At 57.3% G+C, this 25,995-nt stretch carries 27 protein-coding genes; 20 read left to right on the plus strand and 7 right to left on the minus strand.

Going from position 1 to position 25,995, the window contains the following annotated elements; all coding sequences use genetic code 11:
- Positions 1-14: 14 nt before the first annotated feature.
- Entirely contained in the window at positions 15-827 is an 813-nt protein-coding gene (locus RAE07_RS03465) for a metallophosphoesterase family protein (protein WP_317001359.1), read from the plus strand.
- Entirely contained in the window at positions 824-1,498 is a 675-nt protein-coding gene (locus RAE07_RS03470; RefSeq protein WP_248098740.1) for a 4'-phosphopantetheinyl transferase family protein, read from the plus strand. Before RAE07_RS03465 ends, RAE07_RS03470 begins: the two co-directional genes overlap by 4 nt.
- On the opposite strand, the gene truB is transcribed toward RAE07_RS03470, so the two are convergent.
- Positions 1,495-2,388, minus strand: coding sequence for a tRNA pseudouridine(55) synthase TruB (gene truB, locus RAE07_RS03475; RefSeq protein ID WP_317001360.1), 894 nt, complete (start codon positions 2,386-2,388; stop codon positions 1,495-1,497). The genes RAE07_RS03470 and truB overlap by 4 nt on opposite strands.
- Before the next feature lie 23 nt (positions 2,389-2,411).
- Between truB and RAE07_RS03480 the strand changes: the two genes are divergently transcribed.
- From RAE07_RS03480 to RAE07_RS03495, 4 genes are all read left to right on the plus strand, one after another.
- Complete coding sequence (locus tag RAE07_RS03480; RefSeq protein ID WP_023021341.1) at positions 2,412-3,434, plus strand: bifunctional riboflavin kinase/FAD synthetase; 1,023 nt, start codon at positions 2,412-2,414, stop codon at positions 3,432-3,434.
- Positions 3,435-4,367, plus strand: coding sequence for a nucleoside hydrolase (locus RAE07_RS03485; RefSeq protein ID WP_317001361.1), 933 nt, complete (start codon positions 3,435-3,437; stop codon positions 4,365-4,367). It abuts the gene before it with no gap.
- A 170-nt stretch (positions 4,368-4,537) separates the two neighbouring features.
- Positions 4,538-4,807 (plus strand): 30S ribosomal protein S15, encoded by a 270-nt coding sequence (rpsO, locus tag RAE07_RS03490; protein ID WP_005278802.1) that lies wholly within the window; start codon positions 4,538-4,540, stop codon positions 4,805-4,807.
- 143 nt (positions 4,808-4,950) lie between these two features.
- Positions 4,951-7,197, plus strand: coding sequence for a polyribonucleotide nucleotidyltransferase (locus RAE07_RS03495; RefSeq protein WP_317001362.1), 2,247 nt, complete (start codon positions 4,951-4,953; stop codon positions 7,195-7,197).
- A gap of 96 nt (positions 7,198-7,293) precedes the next feature.
- On the opposite strand, the gene RAE07_RS03500 is transcribed toward RAE07_RS03495, so the two are convergent.
- Positions 7,294-7,989, minus strand: coding sequence for an AMIN-like domain-containing (lipo)protein (locus RAE07_RS03500; protein ID WP_524535617.1), 696 nt, complete (start codon positions 7,987-7,989; stop codon positions 7,294-7,296).
- Positions 7,990-8,116: 127 nt separating this feature from the next.
- Positions 8,117-8,506 (minus strand): VOC family protein, encoded by a 390-nt coding sequence (locus tag RAE07_RS03505; RefSeq protein ID WP_301731972.1) that lies wholly within the window; start codon positions 8,504-8,506, stop codon positions 8,117-8,119.
- Positions 8,507-8,647: 141 nt separating this feature from the next.
- On the opposite strand from RAE07_RS03505, the gene dapB reads away from it, so the two are divergent.
- The 7 genes from dapB to RAE07_RS03540 all read left to right on the plus strand — a co-directional run bounded on the left by dapB (position 8,648) and on the right by RAE07_RS03540 (position 18,778).
- Positions 8,648-9,394, plus strand: a complete 747-nt coding sequence (gene dapB, locus RAE07_RS03510; protein ID WP_049361192.1) for a 4-hydroxy-tetrahydrodipicolinate reductase — start codon at positions 8,648-8,650, stop codon at positions 9,392-9,394.
- 3 nt (positions 9,395-9,397) lie between these two features.
- Complete coding sequence (gene thyX, locus RAE07_RS03515; protein WP_049361193.1) at positions 9,398-10,144, plus strand: FAD-dependent thymidylate synthase; 747 nt, start codon at positions 9,398-9,400, stop codon at positions 10,142-10,144.
- Positions 10,145-10,200: 56 nt separating this feature from the next.
- Positions 10,201-11,109 carry a 4-hydroxy-tetrahydrodipicolinate synthase gene (gene dapA / locus RAE07_RS03520; RefSeq protein ID WP_034655398.1) on the plus strand — a complete coding sequence of 303 codons (909 nt, stop codon included), beginning with the start codon at positions 10,201-10,203 and terminating at the stop codon, positions 11,107-11,109.
- A gap of 2 nt (positions 11,110-11,111) precedes the next feature.
- Entirely contained in the window at positions 11,112-13,241 is a 2,130-nt protein-coding gene (locus RAE07_RS03525) for a ribonuclease J (protein WP_317001364.1), read from the plus strand.
- A 57-nt stretch (positions 13,242-13,298) separates the two neighbouring features.
- Positions 13,299-13,934: a TIGR03085 family metal-binding protein gene (locus RAE07_RS03530; protein ID WP_034655396.1), complete on the plus strand. Its 636-nt coding sequence runs from the start codon at positions 13,299-13,301 to the stop codon at positions 13,932-13,934.
- 217 nt (positions 13,935-14,151) lie between these two features.
- Complete coding sequence (locus tag RAE07_RS03535) at positions 14,152-17,487, plus strand: FtsK/SpoIIIE family DNA translocase (protein ID WP_375545476.1); 3,336 nt, start codon at positions 14,152-14,154, stop codon at positions 17,485-17,487.
- A 169-nt stretch (positions 17,488-17,656) separates the two neighbouring features.
- Positions 17,657-18,778, plus strand: coding sequence for a TerC family protein (locus RAE07_RS03540; RefSeq protein ID WP_023027867.1), 1,122 nt, complete (start codon positions 17,657-17,659; stop codon positions 18,776-18,778).
- On the opposite strand, the gene RAE07_RS03545 is transcribed toward RAE07_RS03540, so the two are convergent.
- A complete protein-coding gene (locus RAE07_RS03545; RefSeq protein ID WP_023021353.1) occupies positions 18,775-19,062 on the minus strand; it encodes a YciI family protein in 288 nt (95 codons plus the stop codon). The two genes, RAE07_RS03540 and RAE07_RS03545, sit on opposite strands and share 4 nt — an antisense overlap.
- A gap of 59 nt (positions 19,063-19,121) precedes the next feature.
- Between RAE07_RS03545 and pgsA the strand changes: the two genes are divergently transcribed.
- From pgsA to RAE07_RS03565, 4 genes are all read left to right on the plus strand, one after another.
- Positions 19,122-19,706, plus strand: coding sequence for a CDP-diacylglycerol--glycerol-3-phosphate 3-phosphatidyltransferase (pgsA, locus tag RAE07_RS03550; protein ID WP_317001365.1), 585 nt, complete (start codon positions 19,122-19,124; stop codon positions 19,704-19,706).
- Between the two features lie 7 nt (positions 19,707-19,713).
- Positions 19,714-20,211, plus strand: a complete 498-nt coding sequence (locus RAE07_RS03555; protein ID WP_200288942.1) for a CinA family protein — start codon at positions 19,714-19,716, stop codon at positions 20,209-20,211.
- 26 nt (positions 20,212-20,237) lie between these two features.
- Entirely contained in the window at positions 20,238-20,600 is a 363-nt protein-coding gene (locus RAE07_RS03560; protein ID WP_023021356.1) for a helix-turn-helix domain-containing protein, read from the plus strand.
- Between the two features lie 182 nt (positions 20,601-20,782).
- Complete coding sequence (locus RAE07_RS03565) at positions 20,783-21,643, plus strand: PspA/IM30 family protein (protein ID WP_200288943.1); 861 nt, start codon at positions 20,783-20,785, stop codon at positions 21,641-21,643.
- 80 nt (positions 21,644-21,723) lie between these two features.
- Here RAE07_RS03565 and RAE07_RS03570 read toward each other — a convergent pair whose 3' ends face one another.
- The 3 genes from RAE07_RS03570 to RAE07_RS03580 are packed head-to-tail and all read right to left on the minus strand — an operon-like array spanning position 21,724 to position 23,611.
- The gene (locus RAE07_RS03570; protein WP_259824654.1) at positions 21,724-22,344 is read right to left on the minus strand and encodes an energy-coupling factor transporter transmembrane component T family protein; all 621 of its coding nucleotides are present in this window, start codon (positions 22,342-22,344) and stop codon (positions 21,724-21,726) included.
- Between the two features lie 11 nt (positions 22,345-22,355).
- The gene (locus RAE07_RS03575; protein WP_023021359.1) at positions 22,356-23,048 is read right to left on the minus strand and encodes an energy-coupling factor ABC transporter ATP-binding protein; all 693 of its coding nucleotides are present in this window, start codon (positions 23,046-23,048) and stop codon (positions 22,356-22,358) included.
- Positions 23,048-23,611 (minus strand): biotin transporter BioY, encoded by a 564-nt coding sequence (locus RAE07_RS03580; RefSeq protein ID WP_023021360.1) that lies wholly within the window; start codon positions 23,609-23,611, stop codon positions 23,048-23,050. Before RAE07_RS03580 ends, RAE07_RS03575 begins: the two co-directional genes overlap by 1 nt.
- A gap of 163 nt (positions 23,612-23,774) precedes the next feature.
- On the opposite strand from RAE07_RS03580, the gene RAE07_RS03585 reads away from it, so the two are divergent.
- From RAE07_RS03585 to recX, 3 genes are all read left to right on the plus strand, one after another.
- Entirely contained in the window at positions 23,775-23,990 is a 216-nt protein-coding gene (locus RAE07_RS03585; protein WP_005325117.1) for a DUF3046 domain-containing protein, read from the plus strand.
- Between the two features lie 182 nt (positions 23,991-24,172).
- The gene (gene recA, locus RAE07_RS03590) at positions 24,173-25,309 is read left to right on the plus strand and encodes a recombinase RecA (RefSeq protein ID WP_317001366.1); all 1,137 of its coding nucleotides are present in this window, start codon (positions 24,173-24,175) and stop codon (positions 25,307-25,309) included.
- Positions 25,310-25,357: 48 nt separating this feature from the next.
- A complete protein-coding gene (recX, locus tag RAE07_RS03595; protein ID WP_023021362.1) occupies positions 25,358-25,960 on the plus strand; it encodes a recombination regulator RecX in 603 nt (200 codons plus the stop codon).
- Positions 25,961-25,995 lie beyond the last annotated feature (35 nt).

Here is a 25,995-nt window from a genome sequence, read left to right on the forward strand (position 1 = left end):
GGCAGGTAGAACCTATGCCAACAGTGTGGGCGGTTTCTGACCTGCATGGTGCCGTCAATGCCAATAGTGAGCGCATTGCCCAGCTCACGCCGGCGGATCCCGCGGATTGGCTTATCGTGGCCGGAGACGTAGCAGAGCGTACCGAGCTCATCATTCGTATTCTGCGCCAGCTCAAAGACCGCTATGCCAGAGTCATCTGGGTGCCAGGCAATCATGAACTTTTCTCGCGCTCACAAGAGCAGTATCAAGGCCGAGACAAATACACGCACCTGGTAGATAGGTGTAGGGAAATCGGAGTTATCACTCCCGAAGACCCATATCCGGTATTCCACGGGACTACTATCGTGCCGCTTTTTACGTTGTATGACTATAGCTTCCGTCCACATGGTCTTAGCGTGGACCAAGCTATTGCAGCGGCACGTGCAAAGCAACTGATGATGACGGATGAGTTCGCCATTGCCCCCTTTGTAGACATCCGGGCGTGGTGCTGGGATAGATTGGCCTATTCCATTAAACGTCTCTCCCGCGTGAATGGTACTACGGTCCTGGTTAACCATTGGCCGTTGGTGCAAGAGCCGACGATGCTGTTGCGCTTTCCCGAGATTGCCTTATGGTGCGGAACGCGGCATACACGGTCGTGGCCGCGCCGCTATAGCGCCGAATCCGTAATCTATGGACACTTGCACATGCCCTCCCGCATCAATGTGGACGGCGTGGACCACATAGAGACATCGTTGGGGTATCCCCGAGAGTGGCAGGGCCGCGAGACCGCCCAGGCGTGGCCCTATCCGGTACTGCGTTTCCTTGAGGAGGAGGGGACACCGTGATGTATCCAGAGCTATTTCCTGAAAGTGCGCGCTATTGCTATGTGCGCACGGATTCGAGTTACGCGGATTTGGCGAACTTTGAAGACCTTGCGGCTGAAGAGAAGTCACTCGTTTCTCAGGCGGTTGACGCGCGCAAGGCCGAGTTCGGCGATGCTAGGTGGTGCGCGCACCGAGCCTTGCAGGAATTGGGTGCTAACCCGGCGACGCCGATTTTGCGCGGCGAGCGGGGCATGCCGCTATGGCCAGAAGGCTTTATCGGATCGATGACGCATACTGAGGGAATGCGAGCCGCGGTGGTTGCTCCAACCTCCGCCCTAAAATCTGTGGGCTTGGACGCAGAACCCGCCGAGCCGCTGCCGGATCATGTTCTTGCCATGATTGCCCGAGCCGGGGAGATGCCGCAGCTCTTGCGGCTAAGTAAGGCGGGGATTAACTGCCCAGACCGATTGCTCTTTTGCGCCAAGGAAGCCACGTATAAATCGTGGTTTCCCATGACGTTCCGCTGGCTCGACTTTGACCAAGCAGAAATTGATCTGCGCGAGGATGGCACGCTCATTTCCTATATTTTGGCCCGGCCCACTCCGGTGCCGTTTATCACTGGGCGCTGGGTGATTCGAGATGGCTACGTCATCGTGTCCACATCGGTTCCGGCCCTAGACTTTAGCCATTAAAGGGTAGAGGGCCGTGCCACAAATACTGTGGCTAGGCGCTTGTCCTTTTCCTTGATGAGCGCGACTGCCTGGCCGTTGGGGGCCACGGCGGCGTGCACGCCTTTAAGCCCGCGGGGTTCGAGCCATTTGCCCATAGCTAGAGCCGCCGCCTCATCCTCGGTGACGGATAGAACCGGGAAGCAGCGAGCCAAGGCTTCGTCCAAGCTCAAGGAAAGGCGCGGGGAATCGGCAAGGTCGTCGAGCGAGAGGGCGTCGGCAAGCGTAAAAGGGCCCACCTTTGTGCGACGCAAAGCAGTAAGGTGCCCGCCTACCTGAAGGGCCTCGCCCAAATCACGGGCCAGGGAGCGGATATAGGTGCCAGAGGAGCAATCTACCGTGACATCTAAGTCGATATAGTCGCCCTCGCGGCGCTGTGCGAGAACGTCGAATGCATCCACCGTTACCGGACGCGCGGGAATGTCTACCTCGTGGCCCTCGCGTACGAGCTCATGAGCGCGGCGGCCATTAATCTTAATGGCTGATACGGCCGCGGGCTTTTGCATGATATCGCCAGTGAGCTTGGTAATTTCAGCGTCAATTGCAGGGCGGTCAACGCCTGCAGCGCTAGCGCCCCAGGAGTATTCCCCCTCGGCGTCATCGGTGGTGGTGGCGGCGCCGAGCCGGATAGTGGCGTCGTAGGACTTAGTGGAGGCAACCATGTGGGCCAAGAATTTGGTGCCCCGCTCCAGGCCAAGGACAAGCACGCCGGTGGCCATGGGATCCAGGGTGCCGGCATGGCCCACCTTTTTGGTGTGAAAATACCTGCGTAGGCGGCCGACAACATCGTGGGAGGTCATACCGGCGGGTTTGTCTACGATGACGAGTCCGGAGTTTGCGAGCGCATCAGTCATAGCCTCTAAGTCTATGCTCTACGATGGTCTGCGTGGATATTTGGTATGGAATCGATGACATCCCTGCGGAATTAGGCCCAACGTCAGTAACAATCGGCGTTTTTGACGGCCTACACCGCGGCCATCAGCAGCTTATCTCCGCCTGTGTGGAGCACGCTCGCGCCAATGGCGAGCGCCCTGTCATGGTGACCTTTGACCCGCACCCGGTGTCGGTATTCTTGCCGGAGCGTGCCCCACTGGCAGTACTCAGTTTTGAGCGCCGGCTGGAATTGGCCGAAGAGCTAGGCATTGATGCCGTGCTTGTCATCGACTTCACCAAAGACCTAGCCGGCGTGGAGCCGCGGCCCTACGTGGAAGAACTGTTGGTGGGAAAGCTCAATGCGCAGCACATAGTGGTGGGGGAGAACTTTACCTTTGGCGCGGGTGCCACCGGAACCGCCCGGGCCATGCAAGATTTTGGTGCCGAGTTTGGCTTTAGCGTGGATATCGTCCCGTTGCTGGATGATGCGGGCGTGCGTATTTGTTCTACCCATATTCGCGAGTGTCTTGCGAACGGGGACATTGAATCCGCTAATTGGGCGCTCGGCCGCCATTTCACCGTGACTGGGCCCGTGGTACGCGGCGCGGGTCGGGGAGGAAAGGAACTGGGATTTCCTACGGCCAATCAGTACTTCCCGGATACGGTGGCCATCCCGGCCGATGGTGTTTATGCAGGGTGGTTTATTGTCCACTCTGACGCTTCCATAGACGGCGACATGCGCCCTGGCGTGGCCTACGCGGCTGCTATTTCCGTGGGCACCAACCCCACTTTTGGTGACGAGGAGCGCTCCATCGAGTCCTTCGTGCTCGACCGCGATGCAGATCTGTATGGATATGAGGCCACGGTGCATTTCGTCGGTCACCTTCGCGATATGGTGAAATTTAATTCCGTGGATGAGCTGCTAGAGGCCATGGCCAATGACGTAGCCAAGGCGCGCCAGGTGCTCGCCGCCGATGCTAAGGCACAAGGCTGGACTGCCAAAGACTATTTCCTACGGGAGAAATAAATGAAGGCCATTCTCGATCTCGATACCGGCATTGATGATGCCTTGGCGCTGGCGTATGCCATAGCCCATCCAGACTTGGAACTAATCGGTGTGACCTGTACGTACGGCAACGTGACTGTGCCCTTGGCCGTGCGCAATACACTTGCCCTCCTGGAGCTGCTGGGCAAAGGCGATATTCCGGTTTTTGCCGGCCCCAGCCCGGATGGCTTTCGGCCGAGCGATATTTCCTCCTTTATCCATGGCCGCAACGGCGTAGGCGAGGTCCTCCTGCCGCCGGCAACCGGGCAGGTCCAGTCTCAACCCGCGGCAGAATTCCTCATCCAAGCAGTCCACGAGCATGGCGCTGATTTGGTCATCATTCCTACCGGCCCCTCCACCACGATTGCTGCTGCAATGCGCCAAGACCCCAGTTTTGCCGCGAACGCGCACCTAGTGATGATGGGCGGGGCGCTCACAGTACCTGGAAATGTCACCCCGTGGTCTGAGGCTAATATTTCCCAGGATCCGGAGGCTACCGATTACCTATTCCGCCATGCCGGCGATATCACCATGGTGGGCCTGGATGTCACTTTGCGCACGTTGTTGACTGCGGAGGAATCCGCTCGTTGGCGCGCTTCGGGTACCCGTGCCGGCCGCATCTTCGCGGATATGGTCGATTATTATATTGGTGCTTATGCCACTACGTCGCCGTATTTGGGCGGTTGCGGCCTGCACGATCCACTGGCCGTGGCGGTGGCGGCAGATGCCTCGCTTGTCGACGTCCTTTCGATAAACCTCAAAACCGATACCACCGGCCCTACCCGCGGTCGGACAATCGCAGACGAAACCCGGCTTTCGACACCGGCAACCGCGAAAGTAGCTGTAGGTGTAGATAGCGAGCGCTTTGTGCGGGAGTTTGTAGAACTACTGGAAGCCCTCTTTAGCGAGCTCTAGCAGGCCAGACTTAAGGGGCAGGTGGTTTTGATTTTCTGTGTCCGGACGCTGTAAGGTATTTCTTTGGCTTAGCGACTGCGGTTCACAGCAGTTGCGGCACGTACAAGTCCCGCGCACCGCGCAGGCTTATGCGTCACGATAATGTGGACTGAAATAAAGGAGAAATACTCATGGCTTTGACCACTGAGAAGAAGGCTGAAATCCTCAAAGAGTACGGCCTGCACGAAACCGATACCGGTTCCCCCGAGGCACAGGTTGCCCTGCTGACCTCCCGCATCAATACCTTGACCGAGCACCTGAAGTTCCACAAGCACGATCACCACTCCCGTCGTGGTCTGCTGCTGATGGTTGGTCGCCGTCGTGGCCTGCTGAAGTACCTGGCTGAGAACAATGTCGATCGCTACCGTGATCTGATCTCTCGCCTGGGCCTGCGTCGTTAATTTCGGCTCAGCTTTGGCCCTCTCGCCCCGCCCTTAGGCGGGGCTTTTGTGGTTTTTCTGTTAGAATTTGACGGCGTTGTCGTAGACAAAATTGACCAGGCGGCACCGACGATCGCCTAAACCACTCAAGGAGACATTTTTTAATGAGCGTTCAGAACTCCGTCGAGTTCAACATTGACGAGGACTTTGGCATTACCGAAGCCATTGCCACGCTAGACAATGGTGACTTTGGCACCCGCACGTTGCGCTTTGAAACTGGCCAGCTAGCCCGCCAGGCAGACGGCTCCGTGACCACCTACTTGGACAATGACACCATGTTGTTGGCCACTACCACCGCTTCTAACCAGCCGCGCGAGGGATTCGACTTCTTCCCCTTGACCGTTGACGTAGAAGAACGCATGTACGCCGCTGGCAAGATTCCGGGCTCCTTCTTCCGCCGAGAGGGACGCCCTTCTTCTGAGGCAATCCTGGCCTGCCGTCTCATCGACCGCCCGCTGCGCCCGACCTTTGTCAAGGGCCTGCGCAATGAGGTCCAGGTTGTCGTCACCGTCATGTCCCAGGATCCGGAAGAGTACTACGACGTCGTTGCCATCAACGGTGCTTCCGCCGCTACCCAGCTGTCTGGCTTGCCCGTCTCTGGTGCTGTAGGCGGCGTCCGCATGGCTCTTATCGCCGACGATAAGCACCCGGAAGGCCAGTGGGTGGCTTTCCCGAACCACGAGCAGCACGAGCGCGCGCTCTTTGAGATGGTTGTTGCCGGCCGCATGGTAAAGAAGGGCCGCAAGGACGACGTGGCCATCATGATGGTCGAGGCCGGTGCTGGCACCAACGTTGCAGAGCGCATTGCTGAAGGCGCCCCTGCGCCGCAGGAAGCAACCGTCGCTGCAGGCCTGGAAGCAGCCAAGCCATTCATTAAGACCCTGTGTGAGGCCCAGAACGGTCTGGCGGAGCGTACCGCCAAGGAAACTCAGGAATTCCCGCTCTTCCCAGCCTATAGTGATGATGTCTTCGAAGCTGTGGAAAGCGCTGCTACCAAGAAGCTAGAGAAACTGCTGACTATTCCGGGCAAGCAGGAACGCGACGATGCTACCAATGAATACATGGAGCAGGTCGAAGAAAAGCTCTTGGACCAGTTTGAAGACTTGGATGAGGACAATGCCTCGAAGCAGATCCGTGGCGCGTATAACGCCCTGATGAAGCAGATCGTGCGCCAGAAGATCCTCTCTGAGGGCTTCCGCATTGATGGCCGCGGCGTTACCGATATCCGTGACCTTTCCGTTGAGGTGGATTTGGTGCCACGCGCTCACGGTTCGTCCTTATTTGAGCGCGGAGAAACTCAGATTTTGGGTGTTACGACGCTAGACATGCTCAAGATGGAGCAGCAGATCGATTCTCTGACCCCAGTGGAATCCAAGCGCTATATGCACCACTACAATTTCCCGCCATACTCCACCGGTGAAACCGGCCGCGTAGGTTCCCCGAAGCGCCGCGAGATTGGTCACGGTGCACTAGCCGAGCGAGCCCTGCTTCCGGTCATCCCCTCCCGCGAGGACTTCCCATACGCCATCCGTCAGGTCTCTGAGGCCTTGGGCTCCAACGGCTCTACCTCCATGGGTTCCGTATGCGCCTCCACCTTGTCCCTCTACAACGCCGGTGTTCCGCTCAAGGCACCCGTAGCCGGCATCGCAATGGGCTTGGTTTCCGGTGAGGTCAACGGTAAGGAGAAGTTTGTCGCCCTGACCGATATCCTCGGTGCCGAGGACGCCTTTGGCGATATGGACTTCAAGGTCGCAGGTACTTCCGAGTACATCACCGCCCTGCAGCTAGACACCAAGCTGGATGGTATCCCGTCTAAGGTCTTGGCTCAGGCATTGGAGCAGGCTCGTGATGCCCGCTCTACCATCCTGGAAACCATGGCTGAGGTCATCGATACGCCGGATGAGATGTCTGGCCTCGCCCCGAAGATCACCTCTGTGAAGATCCCGGTCAATAAAATTGGTGAGCTCATTGGACCAAAGGGCAAGACCATCAACCAGATCACCGAGGAGACCGGCGCAGATGTCTCCATCGAAGATGACGGAACCGTCTATGTTTCCGCTGCTACCGGTGAAGCCGCAGATGCTGCCATCGAAAAGGTCAATTCCATTGCTAACCCGCAGCTGCCGAAGGTAGGAGAGCGCTTCCTAGGCACCGTGGTAAAGACCGTTCCGTTCGGCGCATTCGTTTCCCTGACCCCGGGTCGCGACGGTCTGATTCACATTTCCAACCTGGGTGGCGATGAGCGCATCGAAAAGGTGGAAGACGTCATCAACGTTGGCGATAAGGTTCAGGTAGAAATCGCTGACATCGATAACCGCGGCAAGATTTCCCTGGTTCCGGTTGAGGATTAATCCTCAAGCCTAAAGAAGGCCCTGAGCTCCAGTTCACCCACTGGAAGTCAGGGCCTTTCTTGATTTTTGCGTACCCCGAGCGGTGATGTCAGAACTTTAATTCTGGAAATCAATCACCACGCGCGATGGCTCTTGCAGAAAAGTCACCGAGTAGGGAGTCTTTTTCTTAAGGCCGATAATGAGCTGGGTTTGTGCCTCAAATGTGGTGGCGTAGTTGATTTCGCTCACCACCCCGGCACCCGGAGTAGTGCCTGGGGACATGTATTTTTCCTTGAGCTCAGGGGTTGAAGGCCATGGCGTTCCCTCAATGCCTAGGTTTAGAAAGGTAGTGCCCTGAACCTCAACTGGCTTGCCGGATGCCTGTTGGGCAGGGGCATCGGTATAGGAGGTAAACCACCCCGGTTCACCTTCGCCCTCCAAGTCGATAACAACGCGCGTAAACCCATCATGAGCTCCCACTCGCACACCCGTGGGGATGAGGTTTCCAAGTCCTTCCGGCATATGTTGTTGGTCCTCGAGCGAGGCTGTGCCCATGCCCGCAAACGCAACTGGGGACGCGACTTGTGGGATTGATTGCTGGCCAGCATCCGCCGGTGAGGTGCTTTGCGGGGCGGAAGTAGTAGGTGGGGTGGTGCTGGCTGCGGCCTCAGCCGTGTCGACAGTTGACTGAACCTCGCTAAGTGCCGGTGAGCTTTGCTCCGTGGAGTCCTCTGCGGAACAAGCGGCAAGCGCTAATGCGCATCCTGCGCTGGTGGCTAGGGCGAGAGTGCGAGAGAAAATTGAACGAGACAAGTTCATCACTTCCTTGGTGCTTACCGTGCTATAAACCCCATCCTACTGAGGCTGATGGGGCAGGGGTTAGAAAGTGATGCAATTGTTAAACGTCCTAAGAGGCACGTTGCGGAAGCGGGAAGTAGGCCTACTTCTTTAACTGTACGAGCTGAATAAGGTTTCCCACGGTGTCATCAAAAGCGGCAATGATGGAGGGGCCAACATCGGTGGGCTCCATGGTAAAGTGCACGCCCTTGTTGCTGAGCTCCTTGTATTCGCTTTCAATGTCCGTGGAGAGGAATTGGGTTACCGGAATTCCATCGGCCTTTAGCGCCGCGGCATAGTCTTTTGCTGCGGGGTGGCCTTTCGGCTCGAGAAGTAGCTCGGTGTCTCCCTCGCCATCAGCATTGGTGACGGTAAGCCAGCGGAAATCGCCGTGGGTAACGTCATCCTTAACGCGGAATCCTAGCGTGTTGACATAGAAATCGTGAGCGCGTGCAACGTCATCTACGGGAACGGAAGCGATATATATCTGCATGCAGGCCATCCTAGTGATGAAGCTCGGGCACCGTTTAGGAGAACATATGCTTTGAAGCAGGCGAGGAATTGCGCAGCTATCATGCGCGTTAGGATGGGGAGAAAAGTATTAACGATGTGGCTGAAATAAGGAGAACACACCATGGCTATCAAGGTTGGCGTACTAGGTGCTCACGGGCGCGTGGGTCAAGCAATCGTCGAAGGTGTAAACGCAGAAGATGATCTAGAGCTGGTGGCAGAAATCGACCGCGGTGATGATTTGCAGCAGCTTGTCGACGCCCACGCGGAGGTCATCGTGGACTTTACTCAGCCGGACTCCGTCATGGGAAATCTGGAATTCTGCATTGCCCAAGGCATTCACTGTGTGGTGGGGACCACTGGCTTTGATAAGGAACGCTTGGCGCAGGTAGAGGAGTGGACTAAGCAAGACGGTGCTGGCAATGTCCTGATTGCGCCGAATTTTGCCATCTCCGCTGTGCTCACCATGGTGTTGGCAAAGCAGGCCGCTAAGTTCTTTGAAACTGCAGAGGTCATTGAATTCCACCACCCGACAAAGCTGGATGCGCCGTCCGGTACCGCCATCCATACCGCTGAAGGGATTGCAGCCGCTCGCAAGGAGGCAGGCCTAGGCGAGATGCCGGATGCCACGGAAAAGCAACTGGACGGTGCACGCGGAGCCAATGTCGACGGCATCCCGGTACACGCGGTACGCACTCGCGGCATGGTCGCACACGAAGAGGTTATTTTCGGTGCCCAAGGTCAGTCTCTGACTATTCGCCAAGATTCTTATGACCGTGCGTCCTTTACCCCGGGCGTACTGGTGGGCGTGCGCCAGATTGCGCAACACCCAGGTTTGGTCGTCGGCCTAGATAAGTACTTGGGGCTTTAAGCTATGGCTAAAGCAAGTGAGCTAGACATTCAGCTCATTGCCGCAACGCAATTTCACGCCCCGCGCACTGTGGACTGGACCGCGGATGATTCGGCCTCAGATGGGGAAGCTCTAGTCGAGTTTGCTGGAAGAGCGTGCTACGAGTCTTTTGACAAACCAAATCCCCGCACGGCAACGAATGAAGCCTATCTGCACCACATCATGGAGGTAGGTCATACCGCATTGCTTGAGCATGCCACAGCAACGATGTACATCACGGGGCTGTCGCGTTCGGCGAGCCATGAGCTTGTACGCCACCGGCACTTTTCCTTCTCGCAGCTTTCCCAGCGCTTTGTCCACCCAGATGAAACTGAAGTGGTTTTGCCTAAATTGGTGGCCGAAGACGAGCAGCTTAGCCGGTTGGTCATGCAGGCTGTAGATGAAACTCGCTTTGTCTATGACGAGCTGCTTAGCGCGCTCGAAGAGAAACTGGATGAGCCTAATGCACTCCTGCGTAAAAAGCAGGCTCGCCAGGCGGCCCGTGCCGTGCTTCCCAACGCAACAGAAACCCGCATCGTTGTCACCGGCAATTATCGCGCGTGGCGGCATTTTATCGGTGCACGTGCCGCGGAACAGGCCGATGAAGAGCTGCGCCACGTCGCGGTAGAGTGCTTGAAGTTGCTGCAGAGCAAGGCGCCGGTGCTCTTTAATGACTTCAATATCACCACGTTGGCTGATGGCACCCAGATGGCGGCAAGCCCCTACGCCTAACACGCGCGAGACCCCGATGCGGCTAATTGTTAGCCAAAAGGGTAATCTTGACGCCTATGAGCACAGGTATGACAGCAAAGACTGGCGTCGACACCTTTGGACGCATCGGCGTCGCCATGGTTACCCCGTTTGACCGTGACGGTGCGCTGGACGTTGCAGCAGGTCGTCGCCTAGCGGCTCATCTCGTAGACAATGGCGTTGATTCGCTCATCCTAGGTGGAACCACGGGCGAATCACCGACCACGTCGGTTGAAGAGAAGCTGGAGCTGCTCAAAGCCGTAAAGGAAGAAGTCGGAGACCGCGCAAAGCTATGCGCCGGTGCCGGAACGAATGACACCGCAGCTTCCATCAAGTTGGCCAAGGCCACCGCGGATGCGGGGGCAGATAGCCTATTGGTGGTGACTCCGTACTACTCGAAGCCCTCCCAAAAGGGGGTTTATGAGCACTTCGCCGCAGTCGCGCAAGCCACGGATCTACCAATCTGTGTCTATGACATTCCTGGCCGCTCGGGCATCCCAGTGGCGCCGGATACCCTCCGCCGCCTTGCGGATTTGCCGAATATCCAAGCCGTGAAGGACGCCAAGGGCGACCTTCCTGCGGCCGCAGAACTGATCCAAGAAACCGGTCTGGCCTGGTATTCCGGTGATGATCCGATTAACCTGCCGTGGCTTTCCCTCGGCGCTTCTGGTTTCATCTCCGTCATCGGCCATGTTGTGCCGCGTGCCTTGGCAGAACTTTATGAAGCTTTCGACGCGAGCGATATGGCCCGCGCCCGAGAAATCAATACCACAACGCTCCTTCCGCTTACCCGGGCACAAGCACGGTTGGGCGGAGCGACGTTTGCAAAGGAAGCCCTGCGCCTGCAGGGCATCGAAGTTGGCGATACCCGTCTTCCTATTACCGCTGCGAGCGAGGAGGAACGCGAGGTACTTCGCCGTGATCTGGAACAATCTGGAGCCCTTTAAGAATGAATGAACCCCGTAACCGTTCCCGCAAGGTGACCCGCAAGGCGGGCCCAGCGGCGGAAAACGAAACCGCCTCCAACGAGGCGGCTTCGCCAGTTTTCCAAGCCCCAGCTACTGATGCTGGCAATTCCGCACAGGATAAGCCGGCTAAGGGCGATAAGGACAACTCTGGCAAAAAGAATTCTTCCGATAACCACCATGATAGCGGCGGTAACAACCGCCGCTCCCGTTCCCGTGGTAGCCGCGGCCGTGGCCGTGGTGGTAACGGCAACGGCAATAACCATGGTGGAAATAATAACCATGGCGGCAACAACAAAAATGGCAACGGTAAGGGCCGCGGCCGCAATAACCGTGGTCGCCGCAACGTGCCCAAGTCGATGCAGGGTGCGGATCTAACCAAGCGTTTGCCAGAGCCACCAAAGCAGCCGAAGGATGCACTCCGCATTTATGCTTTGGGCGGAATCTCGGAGATCGGTCGCAATATGACCGTCTTCGAGTACGGTGATGACCTCCTCATCATTGACTGTGGTGTGCTCTTCCCGTCTTCCGGTGAGCCGGGCGTGGATCTTATCCTGCCTGACTTTGGCCCCATCGAGAAGAAGATCCACAAGGTCAAGGCCCTCGTCGTTACTCACGCGCACGAGGATCACATCGGAGCTATTCCGTGGCTGCTGAAGCTGCGCCCGGATATCCCTATTGTTGCTTCCCGCTTTACCATCGCGCTCATTGCCGCGAAGTGTAAGGAACATCGTCAGAAGCCGAAGTTCGTCGAGGTTAATGAAAAATCCGACGTGACTTATGGACCATTCCGGGTTCGCTTCTGGGCAGTTAACCACTCCGTACCGGACGCCTTGGGCATCATGTTGGGAACCCCAGCGGGCAATATCATCCATACCGGTGATATCAAGCTGGATCAGACCCCACTGGATAATCGTCCAACCGATCTGCCAGCCCTGTCTCGTTACGGTGATGAGGGCGTTGACCTCATGTTGTGTGATTCCACCAATGCCACCGTGCCTGGTGTATCTGCATCTGAGGGTGATATCCCCGCCAATTTTAAGCGTCTCGTTGCCGGCGCGAAGCAGCGCGTTATCTTGGCTTCCTTCGCATCCAACGTCTACCGCGTGCAGGCTGCTATCGACGCTGCCGTGGCAAATGGCCGCAAGGTGGCTTTCAACGGCCGTTCGATGATGCGCAACATGGAAATCGCGGAAAAGATGGGCTTTTTGAAGGTCCCTCGCGGCACCATTATCCCCATTGATGAGGCTGCCAAGATGGCTCCGCACAAGACCATGCTCATCACCACCGGTACGCAGGGTGAGCCAATGGCCGCTCTATCGCGCATGGCTCGTCGCGAGCACCGCCAAATTACCGTACGTGATGGCGATACCATCATCTTCTCCTCCTCGCTTATCCCGGGCAATGAGGAAGCGGTCTACGGCGTGATTAATATGCTGTCTCAGATTGGCGCTAATGTCATTACTAACCAAGACGTCAAGGTGCACGCCTCGGGCCACGGTTATGCCGGTGAGCTGCTATTCCTGTACAACGCAGCGCGCCCGCGCAACGCTATGCCGGTGCACGGCGAGTGGCGCCACCTACGTGCCAATAAGGAACTGGCCATTTCCACCGGTGTGGACCGCGATCGTACGGTGCTGGCGCAAAACGGCGTCGTCGTGGATTTGCGCAAGGGCCGCGCCGAGGTCGTAGGCCAGATGCAGGTGGGCAACCTCTACGTCGATGGTGTGTCCATGGGCGATGTGGATGCCGATACCTTGGCCGACCGCACCAACCTGGGAACTGGTGGCGTGGTATCTATCACGTGCGTGATTGATAACCGCACCTCGCGCCTATTGGAGCACCCAACGGTATCTACCACAGGCTTTTCCGATGATGACCGCGGCATCGTGCCGGAGGTCGCAGAAATGGTAGAAAACACCATGAATGATCTCGCCGCCGAGGGCGAGAACGATACCTACCGCATGGTGCAGAAACTGCGCCGCAAGGTATCTAAACTTATGGATTCGAAGTACAAGCGCGAGCCGGTCATTCTGCCGACCATCGTGCCGACCAACTCCGGCCCATTGGTTACCGATGATGAAGACGTAGATGCTTCTCGTGAGTCCCTGTAAATAGCAGGGTTCTTCGTATAAAGGCAGACGCAGCCCCAGCATGCCAGCTAGCTCGGTATGCTGGGGCCTATGTCGTTTTGTTCTGCTGAGCGCGCCAAAATGGTCGCGCTATTTCATAAGCTTGGTCCTGATGCCCCTACTTTGTGCGAGGGTTGGACTACCCGTGACCTAGCCGTACATCTGTGGGTGCGGGAAAATCGCCCCGATGCAGCCGCTGGAATTTTTGTCAAGGCATTGTCCGGCCACCTTGAAAAGGAATCGCGCAAGGTTTCCGAACGCGACTTTGATGAGCTCGTTGATGACTGGGGGAGGGGACCGGCTACCTATAACCCCGTTCGTTTCGTGGATGCACAGCAAAACTTTGTAGAGCATTTTGTTCACCACGAGGACATTCGCCGGGCTAATGGCATGGGTCCGCGAGATTTCTCGGCACGAATCAAACAGCAGATGCATAGCTACCTGAAGCTCTTAGCTAAGGTGGCCCTGCGAAACTCGACTCGCCCGGTCATTATGCAGCCCGAAGGATTACCGCGCATTGTCGCCGCGGATAAGCACGGCGTAGCAGATAAGGGAGATGCCGTAGTCCGAGTATCGGGGGAGGTAGGCGAACTGATTCTGTGGTCCTTCGGACGTGACGCTGCCGAAGTCGCGCTCGAGGGAGATGCCAAAGCCGCCGTACGGTCAACTCTCTAGCCTTGAATTAGTACTATTATCGCAATCGTCGTGCGCCGTTGGGGGTGTGACTTTAGATTATGACCCTAGGCCTCGGGGGAAACGCGTGTGGCTAATGTGATTTATGGGGTGTCACGGTTAAGGTAGAGGCATGTCTGTCAAAAATGCCTCTTCGCGCGGGACGCGCCGAAAGACGAATCGTTCACGGCCATCTGGCCGCAGCCGGTCCGGTGCTGGCATGCCGGAAACCTTGGCTATGACGTCCTCGCATCGGCGTGCTGCAGCGACCTCACAGGAGCGCACTGGTAGTGCGTTCCGGGCCGTCGGCAAGGGCTTGGGCGCAGTGTTTGGTGCCACGGCGCGCGGCATGGGAAACATGGCGCGAGGTGTAAGCCATGGAATGGCCGGGCTGAAGCCGAGCGAAGACGTATATGACACCGAGGAGTACGAGACGACAAGGGAGCCGGAAGAAATTTCTGCACGCGGGGAGAATAAAAAGAAAAGCAAGGTTACTCGTGCCAATGATGAAGCAGCGGAAGAACACCCTTCGACCATGGAATTGGGTGAGTCGGAGTCGCGCGGCATTCAGGTGAAAAATCCCGATGCGGTGGCACTCGTGCTCATCGGTATTGCCATCGTGCTCGCGGCTACGGTCTGGTTCGGTGTCGCTGGCCAAGTAGGTGCCTGGGTGGGCAATATCGTGCGCTATGTCATTGGTGCGGGCGCATGGGTGCTGCCAGTGGCCTTAGTGGCTTTGGCCATTGCCTTGATGATGGATATCTCCGGCCCGGCGGGGCATTTTAAGCCGCGCATTGTGGGCGGAATTAGCGTCATTGTATTGGCCATGCTCAGCTTGATCCATATCTTTGCTGGCACCCCTGAACTTGGCTTTACCCCGGAAAGTGCCGGTGGCGCGGGCGGAGTAATCGGCTATGCCATTGGTGGCCTGTTGGAGACTGCCTTTACCTCCTTCGTTGCAGTGCCGTTGCTTTTCCTCGTCATTATCTACGGCGCCCTTTTGGTCACCGGAATCACCATCCGCGAGGCTTATGAGTTGGTGGCTGATGCCATCGCTGCAGCTTTCTCTCGCTTTGGCGGTGCGGATGAAGATTATTACGAAGACGAAGGCGATGACCTCTATGGACACGTCACCGGCGATATCGATGATATTGCGGAAGGGCGTGAGCGCAGCACCCGCCCGGCCCGACCTGCAGCCAAGCGCCGAACCTCTGAACGCGGTGGAAGCCTGCGCGCTTTCCGAGGCCGCACTGAAGGCCCCTCTCCGCGTGGTTCCTCTTATCCCACAGAGTCCCCCGCTGCGGCGGAGGAGGACGAAGCAACCCGTACCTTTAGCGCGCCAACGCGTGGCGGCTTTCAGTCCGTGTCCACTCCGGCGGAGAAGCCAGTTTCGCGCGATATTGAGGATACCGATGAGATTCCAGTCGTAGAAGGTCCTGCTGCGTCTTCGCCGGCCCAGCCAGACTCCGTAGACTCGGAGCCGACCCGCGTTCTGGGCACCGCTGGCCAGCGCTCCGCATTTGACTCTGCTCGCTCTGCTTCAGCAGCGGGTACCGCCGCCGGTTCCGCTGTGGGATCGGCTGCGGGGGCAGCCGCTGGCGCTGCGGGAGCTGCAGGGGCGGCACGTGGCGCAGCTAAGGCTGCAGGTGCCGGTGCTGCCGGAGCCGCTGGAGCCGCGGTAGCAGGTGCTGCCGCAGGTGCCGCTGGGTCCGCTGCACAAGGAGGCGCGGATGCAGTATCGTCCGCGCACGAGAAGGCTCGCCAGCTCTTCCGTGAACGTTCTGGACGCGATGCAACGACCGGCGCGCAGGTGGATAGCTCTCAACCGACGGCCGAACCAGGAGCGGGAACGGGTAGTGCCGGTGCGCCCGCGCCAGCTGAGGCGCCCGCCGCCGCGCCCGCCGCACAGTTTGGCAACGAGAATTACGCGGTTCCTTCTACGGATTTGTTGACTCCGGGAACCCCAGCCAAGGAGCGCACCGAGATTAATGACCGCATTATCGAGGCCATTACTGATGTCTTTGAAGAGTTCAAGGTGGATGCGCAAGTCACCGGTTTCAGCCGTGGTCCAACAGTGACCCGTTATGAAATCGAGCTGGGGCCAGGCGTCAAGGTATCCAAGATTACGAATTTGCAGTCCAATCTCGCCTACGCCGTAGCCACGGACAACCTGCGCTTGCTGACGCCTATCCCCGGCAAGTCAGCTGTTGGCATTGAAGTTCCCAACCCAGACCGCGAGATGGTACACCTGCGTGAGGTGCTTGATGCGCCCAGCATGACTAGCTCTCCTGACCCGATGCTTATTGGATTGGGCAAGGATATCGAAGGCGAATACACCTCGTTCTCGGTACAAAAGATGCCGCACTTGCTGGTCGCCGGTGCTACCGGTTCCGGTAAGTCCGCTTTCGTCAACTCCATGTTGGTCTCGCTGCTAACCCGAGCCACCCCTGAGCAGGTTCGCCTCATCCTGGTGGACCCGAAGATGGTGGAACTTACCCCGTACGAGGGCATTCCGCACTTGATCACGCCCATCATTACCCAGCCGAAGAAGGCCGCAGCAGCCCTGCAGTGGCTGGTGGAGGAGATGGAGCAGCGCTACATGGATATGAAGGCTGCTCGCGTGCGCAAGATTGAGGACTATAACCGCAAGGTGGTCTCCGGCGAATACCAAGCACCGGCAGGCTCCGAGCGCGAGGTACGCCCGTACCCGTACATCGTCTGTGTCGTCGACGAGCTGGCGGACCTGATGATGACTGCGCCAAAGGAGATTGAGGACTCCATCGTCCGCATCACTCAGAAGGCGCGTGCCGCCGGAATTCACCTGGTCCTGGCAACCCAGCGCCCGTCCGTTGACGTGGTGACCGGTCTGATTAAGACCAACGTGCCTTCACGCTTGGCCTTCGCGACGTCCTCACTGACGGACTCTCGCGTTATCTTGGACCAGGGTGGCGCGGAAAAGCTCATTGGTATGGGCGATGGCCTCTTCATTCCGCAGGGTAAGCGTCCTGTGCGTATGCAGGGCGCATTCGTCTCAGATGATGAGGTTATGGCGGTTGTCGATGCCGCCAAGTCGCAGGCCGCGCCGAACTACACCGAGGGCGTGACTGAAGAGAAGCAATCCGAGGCCAAGCAGGAAATCGATGAGGAAATTGGCAAGGACATGGACGACCTCCTCGAAGCCGTCGAGCTGGTGGTCACCGCCCAGTTGGGCTCGACCTCGATGCTGCAGCGCAAGCTGCGCATCGGTTTTGCCAAGGCCGGTCGTCTGATGGACCTGATGGAATCTCGTGGCGTCGTCGGACCGTCCGAGGGCTCCAAGGCCCGCGAGGTCCTAGTGAAGCCGGAAGAGCTCGATACCATCATTTGGATGATCAAGGGCGCCGACCCTGCCGAGGCGCCAAAGGAAATTCAGGAGGAGATGCAACAGCAAGAGGAGGACGAAGCTGCCGCTACTTCCGACGCCTCCTCCGCAGGCTCCGATTCCTCCCCGCAGGGCGATGCTGGCGACACTCGTACCGTCCAGGCAACGTATAACCCTTCGACAGGTGCCTTCTAAGATCGTGTAAAGTTGGACGGGTCTTGGAGGGGAGTACCCCATCCTTCGGCACCGATCGTCAGCACGGAAGCGTTATGCTCCCGGTCGTGCCGGCCCGGCTGCAGCTATCTAGCCGGGCGGGGGAGACCTCCGGTCACTTTGTTGTATCTTCGACCGGAGGGATGTACCAATGCATGTGCCATTGTGGATCTGGGCGATTTCCATCGTCGTCATTCTTGGATTCTTTGTTTTTGATTTCTACTCCCACGTGCGCACCCCGCACGAGCCGACGCTGAAGGAATCCGGGTTCTGGACCCTATTCTATGTCGGTATTGCTTTACTTTTTGGTGCCGGCGTATGGGCCATATGGGACCACGAGCACGGCATCCAATACCTCACGGGTTACGTGACAGAGAAGGCGCTATCCGTAGATAACCTCTTTGTTTTCGCGCTTATCATGGGCGCCTTCAAGATCCCGCGCAAGTACCAGCAAAAGGTATTGCTCATCGGCATCGTTATTGCCTTGGCATGCCGCCTGGTGTTTATCCTTTTGGGTGCTGCGGTCATCGCGGCATGGTCCGATATCTTCTACCTGTTCGCGATATTTCTTATCTACACAGCAATCAAGCTCATCGTCGACGAGATTCGGGACGCCCCCGAAACCGATCCCAATGATATGGGCATCATCAAGCTGATCCGCAAGGTAGTCCACGTCACCCCGCGCTACCACGGCGATAAGCTTACGCACCGCGTGGAAGATTCTTCGGGCAAGCGTAAATTCGCGTTCACCCCGCTTTTTATTGCGTTGGTGTCCATCGGCCTTATCGACGTGATGTTTGCCTTCGACTCCATTCCGGCCATTTACGGTATTACCTCGGAAGCGTTCTTGGTCTTTACCACGAATGCTTTCTCCCTCATGGGCTTGCGCCAGATGTACTTCCTGCTGGATGGCCTACTGGACCGCTTGGTGTACCTGCCCTATGGTTTGGGCATCATTTTGGGCTTCATCGGTGTAAAGCTCATGTTCCATGCGCTGCATGAGAATAACTTGCCGTTTGTCAACGGCGGCGAGAACGTGGAGTCGATCCCAGAATTTTCCACCATCACCTCACTTATCGTGATCGTGGGCGTCCTGGTTATTACGGTTATCGCCTCGATTATTAAAAACAAACGCGATGAGAACCAAGGCGGAGTACCGGTATCGCACAATCACTTCGACTGGGACGAGGAGGGCAATAAGATCGTCCGGAACAAGAAGGGCGAATTCGTGGGCAAGGCCGAAGACCTGCCCAAGGAAGAGCTACCACACTAGAAGCGGGCGTTTACGGGATTCCATTCGCGGAAGCTGCGGCCGGTGATGCAGCCGGCTTGGTAGAAGGGGTCTTTGTCCATGAGGGCGATGGCGTCGGCGACCACGGCGTCGTCGGCAAGCCCCGCAATGATGAGCGCGCCGCCCTTGGAATCCGTCAAGGGGCCGGTGGCAATGATGGTGCCCTCCTCAAAAAGTTGCGCGGTAAACTCGCGGTGCGCGGGGCGAGCCTTAGCAATCTCAGGATTATTGGGGTTGTAGTCGTAGCTAACAGCAAAATACTTCATGCTTGGCATTTTAAAATGCAGGGGCATCCAAGCGCAGGTGCTTGGTGCTAACAGGTAGTATGTATAACGTGAATCAACCCGGAACACAGTCAGCGCAATCCTCGGATGTGAATCCGCAGGCGTCCAATTGGAACCTGCCAAATATTCTCACCAGCCTGCGCATTCTTTTCATTCCGGTTTTCGCATGGCTGGTCATTGCCGGCCATGAATGGTGGGCTTTTGGCCTATTCACGGCCTTAATGCTCACAGATAAGCTCGACGGGGACATCGCACGTGCCCGTGGCCTTATCACCAATTTTGGCAAGATTGCTGATCCCATCGCGGACAAAGCGCTTATGACTACCGCACTGGTATGCCTCAACATCATCGGGGTGCTGCCAGTGTGGATTTCCGTGGTCATTCTCATCCGTGAGTTCGGTATCACCATCTGGCGTATGGTGTTGTTGCGCCGCGGCAAGGTGGTACCTGCTTCGAAGGGCGGCAAACTGAAGACTGTATTGCAATCCTTGGCAGTCGGGCTGTATCTGTGGCCGTTGCCGGAGTGGATGAACGTTCCTACCTTCCTAGTGATGCTGTTGGCTGCAGTGGTGACCTTAGTTACCGGCGTCCAGTACCTCATTGACGGCAAGAAGCAGAATAGCTAGGTAGTTCATGAGCACCATGGCAACCCGCCTCGTGTCCGAGCTCACCGAGCGCGGCGAGACTTTGTCCTTTTGTGAGTCACTTACTGCTGGGTTGGCCAGCGCCACGGTCGCTTCTGTCCCTGGAGCTTCGGCTGTATTGCGCGGAGGGCTTATAACATATGCCACCGAGGTGAAATCCCACTTTTTGCACCAACCGGTAGCCGATATCGAAGCTGCCGGAGTGGTTTCTGGGGAGACCGCCCTTGCAATGGCCCGCGCAGCGGTGGCAGAAACCGCTGCGGACTGGGGAATAGGCCTTACCGGAGTGGCAGGACCAGACCTACAAGAAGGCAAGCCGGCGGGCACCGTATATATCGGCATCTATTCTCCTGGTAGAGTCGCTTTCTCCCAGCTGCTATCCGGTTTGGGCAAGGAGCGCAACGAAATTAGAGAGGCCACGGTCGCAGCCGCCTTTCGTCTACTGTGCGCAACTGTGGAAGAAAATCCGGCACTGCGGGAACAATAGCGAGACAAGGAGCGTTGACCATAGTGATGAACACTTCTACTGCAGTCCTCGAACACTCGGTAAACGGCGCTACTGCACCAGCGGCGCCCGCCACTGCTCGTACTCCTGAGCCGCTTTTGCGTGAGGCTCTTGGGTTGACGCTGCGCGCCTTCCGCGCGGACAAGGGAGTGACCCTGCGCGAATTGGCCGGGGTGGCCCGCGTGTCGCCGGGTTACCTTTCAGAGCTCGAACGCGGTCGCAAGGAGGTCTCCTCTGAGCTCCTTGCGTCTGTGTGCCACGCGCTAGATTGCTCGGTCTCTGACGTATTGATTGAAGCAGCCGGTTACATGGCCCTGCCCTCTATGGATGAGGAGCTAGCCCATACGGCACCTGCCGCATCAGAGCTCTAGCACACAGCGGTCTATGTCAACAGCCGGCCTATTCTCTCGCGAGGAGGGTCGGCTGTGGTGGTTAAGGGGGCGTCGGCAAGCGCCCGCGACCGCGGGGAGTGCAAGCGGTGGAAACAGCGCTTCGCTAGTATAAACAGCAGAACATTACGCACATTTTTAACCTAGAAAGGTTGAAGCACACCATGGCGAACCCATTTGTTAAGGGCTGGAAGTACCTGATGGCACTCTTCGATAATAAGATCGAGGAAAACGCCGATCCGAAGGTGCAGATCGAGCAGGCTATTGAGGATGCTCAGCGCCAGCACCAGGAGCTGTCTCAGCAGGCGGCCGCCGTGATTGGTAACCAGCGTCAGCTGGAAATGCAGCTTAACCGCCGCTTGGCAGAGGTAGAAAAGCTGCAGGGCAATGCTCGCCAGGCTCTGGAATTGGCTGATCAGGCCCGTGCTAAGGGCGATGAAAATAAGGCCGTGGAGTACGAGAACGCGGCAGAGGCCTTCGCCGCCCAGCTGGTTACGGCTGAGGAGTCCGTGGAGGATACCAAGAAGCTGCACGACCAGGCACTACAGCAGGCAGAAAAGGCCAAGAATGCGGTTCAGCGTAATAACGCCGCGCTGCGCGAAAAGGTCAATGAGCGCTCCAAGCTGCTTTCCCAGCTGGAGCAGGCAAAAATGCAGGAAAAGGTCTCTGAGTCTTTGAACTCCATGAACGAGCTAACTGCCAATGGCAATACGCCGTCTCTGGATGCTGTGCGCGATAAGATTGAGCGCCGTTACTCCAAGGCGCTAGGCCAGGCCGAGCTTGCTGAGAACTCCGTGGAAAACCGCATGGCCGAGGTTCAGCAGGCGGGCATACAGATGGCCGGTCATTCCCGCTTGGAGCAGATTCGCAGTGAAATGAACTCCTCTAAGTCCGTGGAAGCCAATAAGGCTCAGGCCATTGAGGGCAATAAAGCTTCTGGCTCTGCTGCCGACAGCGCTGCCCAGCCAGGCAGTGCCAACAACGATGCTGTACAGGCCCGTCTGCGTGAGTTGCGTGGGGAGTAAAACCCTCGACTGTCTTTTAAAAAGTTATCGCCTCCCTTGGCCATCATTTGGTGGTGCAAGGGAGGCGATAACTTACGCTGCTAGTCACCGACGCCGCGGGCCTGCAACGCTTCCCCCATCGCGCGCGCTCGCCGGATGGAGCGAATAATAACGGGGGTGCCAAACGCCAGCGGGGACATCCCGGCACCGCGCGCTTTGCGGGCATCTAGGACTTCATAGACGGTTTCAAACATCAGCGGGATGAGCCGAATAGTCAGTGACATAGCCAAGCTGATGTTTTCTACCGGTATTCCTAGTCGCTTTAGGGGCTGCAGCGACTCTTCCAGCGACTCCATGATTTCATCTACCGTGGAGGTCAGCGTGAGCAAGATGGCAGCCATCATAGCGGCGAAGACATTGAGGAACATCACCGCCGCATAGTCGAAGTCCTTTGCCCACCATTGAAAGCCTGCCAACGGGACTAGGAAAAAGAGAGGCGGCCAGATTTGACTCCACGCAATGCCCAGTGGGATCCGAGCGCAAGCATAAAGGATGACAACGAAGATGACCCCGCCTGCTGCCCACGGAATGGACTTGAAAAAGATGCTGGTAACAAGGATAAAGACTAAGAGGAATGCGATCTTCCAACTGGGTTTGATGCGATGAACAAAACTGGTGCCATCAACATAGACGGAAAGTGGGAGATTCGTGCGTCGTTGCATGACAATTCTCCCTACAGCGGCCGCTGGGCCATGAGGTCTTGGTAAAAATCTATGACCTCCGCCGGTCGGCCATCCGCGGCGATGCGGTGGTCATCGATGCAAATGACCCGATTAAAATCGCGCAGAAATTCCAGATCGTGCGTCACCACAATTAGTTGCTGTTCCAATCGCGCGAATTCTCTTTTGATTCGATCGCGGTTACGCAGATCCAGCAGGGTAGTGGGCTCATCAGCGATGATGAGAATCGGGTCGATGACCATGACCGCTGCCAGCGCGAGGAGCTGCTTTTGTCCGCCGGAGAGCGTATGCGGTGAGCGCTCAGCAAATTCGGCGAGTCCGAAGCGCTCGAGGGCAGCATCCACGCGGGCGAGGCGCTCGTGTTTGGGCAGCTTAAAACGGCGGAGCGAAAAGGCGACGTCATCGCGCACATTGGGCATGACAATCTGGTTTTCGGCATCCGAAAAGACAAAGCCCACCTTTTCGCGCACCTTTTTGCCCTGCTTGGCGACGTCCATCTGGTCCACCGTCACCGTACCGGCACTAGGCTCGCCCAACCCATTAATGAGCCTGGTCAAGGTGGATTTTCCGCCACCATTCTGGCCGATGATGCCAATGCGTTGTTCGGTGAGGGTGAGGTTAATGTCCTCGAGCACCACGGTGTCATCAAAAGCTACCGAAACCGAGGAAAATTCGATCGTGGGCACTAGGCGGCCTTTCGTCCCATCAGATCGGGGAAGGCCGAGTGAACACCGAGAGCGATGATGACGGCAACGACAAGCTTTCCGGCATCGACAGGGATGAAGGGCAATTGGGCTGCGAAGGCTGGCCCAATTTCCAAGCCAGAGCGGATCATGAGACCAAAGGCGCCGCAGATGTATTGGACGGCAAGGCCGACAATGGCAGCAATGGCAAGTATGACCGCCATGCCACCCTTGTTCTTAGGGGAGCGGTAGGCAATTGCACCTGCAACCGCTGGCGAGAGAACATAGCCGATGATGTAGCCCGCGGTTGGGCCTGCCAAGGCACGCAGCGTGGTACCGCCACCTGCTAAAACTGGGAGGGCAAGGCCCAGGAACAAAAAGAGGAGTCCCACGTAACCGCCGCGCTTGCTACCCAAAATAAGGCCGGCGAGGATCAGCGCTGCGTTTTGCAACACGATGGGCACGCCGGCCGAACCGATGGGAATGGACACGAAGGCAAGGACGATGACGAGAGCGGTAAACACGGCAACATAGGCAATGGTCGTTGCCAGAGAGTTCTTTTTCATGTTCAAGAGGTTAGCACTGCATGAAAACTGCAGACAATTGAGGGTTTTGAACGGTGTTCATCTGAGGCTGATTATTGTGAGGTGGGGCCATTGCGGCGGGCTCCCAATCGACACTTTCTGGACCGCTGGCGCCCGTGCTTTAGTGCTGAGTAGGATGGCGCGCATGCGATTGACTGAGTATCACCAGCTCATTGTGGACGAATTTGGCGAGTCTAAGGGAAAGTGGATTAGTCACTCCCATGTCTTGCCCGACCTCGGGGCAACGCCCGATGAGCTTATCGAACGCGGCGTCGATCCGCGTCGCGTCTGGCTGAGCCTGTGCGATGACTTTGATGTACCGAAGGAGCGCAGGTTGGGGGTCGATTACCCTACTTTATAGCGCCGTCGAATTTGGCGGACTGGCGTGTTCACTTTCAAAATTCGAACAGATGTATGTAATATGGCGGAGGTGTCGATGCAGTCGTCTACAGTGGGATGGCGTTGACGGAGGGAACCGTTTGAGTTCCACGGCAGTCTAATAATGCGCTAGTACATCGTCGTTAAAGATAAGGATGAAAGTTAATGGCAACCAAAAAGAAGTCTTCTTCTGCCGCCTCTAAGGGAGATGACCGCCAAAAGGCCCTCGATGCCGCAATGGCCATGATTGAGAAGGATTACGGCAAAGGCGCTGTGATGCGCCTGGGTGATGACAACCGCCCACCGATTAAGGCCATTTCTTCCGGTAATGCCGCAATCGATGTTGCTCTGGGTATTGGTGGTTTCCCGCGCGGGCGCATCGTAGAAATTTATGGCCCGGAGTCTTCTGGTAAGACCACTGTTGCGCTGCACGCCATTGCATCTGCACAAAAGGACGGCGGCATTGCCGCGTTTATTGACGCCGAGCACGCGCTCGACCCGCAGTATGCTCGCCTGCTTGGCGTGGATACCGATAACCTTTTGGTTTCCCAGCCAGATACCGGCGAACAGGCCTTGGAGATCGCCGATATGCTGGTACGCTCTGGCGCAATTGACATCATTGTCGTTGACTCCGTTGCTGCACTTACCCCGAAGGCGGAAATTGAAGGTGAAATGGGCGATAGCCACGTCGGCCTCCAGGCCCGCCTGATGTCGCAGGCGCTGCGCAAGATGACCGGTGCCCTGTACAACTCCGGTACCACCGCTATCTTCATTAACCAGCTGCGCGAAAAGATTGGCGTGATGTTCGGCTCGCCAGAGACCACCACCGGTGGTAAGGCGCTCAAGTTCTACTCTTCCGTGCGCTGCGATATCCGCCGCATCCAGACCTTAAAAGATGGCCAGGATGCCATCGGTAACCGCACCAAGCTCAAGGTAGTAAAAAACAAGGTCTCGCCACCATTTAAGATTGCCGAGTTCGACATCATGTATGGCGAAGGCATCTCTCGCGAGTCGTCCATCATCGACCTTGGCGTCGAAAACGGCTTCATCCGCAAGTCCGGGTCCTGGTTTACCTACGAAGGCGACCAGCTGGGCCAGGGTAAGGAGAAGGCGCGTAATTTCCTGAAGGATAATCCGGACCTTGCCAATGAAATCGAGCAGAAGATTTTCCAGAAGCTTGGCATCGGCGAGGCTGCGGCCGAGGGTGAAGAGGCTGCCGCGATGGATGTTCCTGGCGCCGATGACCCATTGACCGATGAGTCCGTTGATCTCGTTCCAAACGTCGATTTTGACGACGACTAGAATCGTCTAACCCGCACCCGCACACCGCGTACCATTTGAATCTGCATCATGAATCAGCCCGCCCCCGAAAAGCTCGCCCAACTCCGTCAGGCCCTCGAGGCCTATGAGAATGGAGCAGCTGGGGGCGGGCTTTTTGATCGAGAGGCAGAGGAAGCCAAGGCCAAGGTCCGCTCTCGGGCGCTGGGCCTTTTGGATCAGCGTTCTAGGTCCCGGAAAGAGCTCTATGATCGTCTGGTAAAGGCCGAGTTTGAGCCAGATGTCGTTGAGGACGTGCTAGATGATTTAGCCCACGCGGGGCTGGTGAATGACGCAGCCTTTGCACACGAGTGGGTGCGCCAACGGCATAAGCGGCGCGGCAAGTCCAGCTCGGTTCTCAACAGGGAATTGCGGGAAAAGGGCGTGAGCGAGGCCGACCGTGCTGAGGCCCTCGAGCAAATTGACCCTGCCGATGAACAAGCCATGGCGCAGGCCCTTGCGGAAAAGAAGGCTCGCTCCATTAAGACTGTCCCGCCGGATCGCAAGGAGCGCGACAAGGCCCTACGCCGCATCGTGGGTGTGCTGGCACGCCGCGGCTTCAATGAAGGAATGTCATTGCAGATCGCAATCGCAGCGCTTGACGCGCGGTGCGCGGAACTGCGCGCAGAGGACTGATACGGCCAAGGAAGGGTAGCGCCGGAATGGCCAAG

Source organism: Corynebacterium nasorum, assembly GCF_032821635.1.
Classification (GTDB): domain Bacteria; phylum Actinomycetota; class Actinomycetes; order Mycobacteriales; family Mycobacteriaceae; genus Corynebacterium; species Corynebacterium kefirresidentii.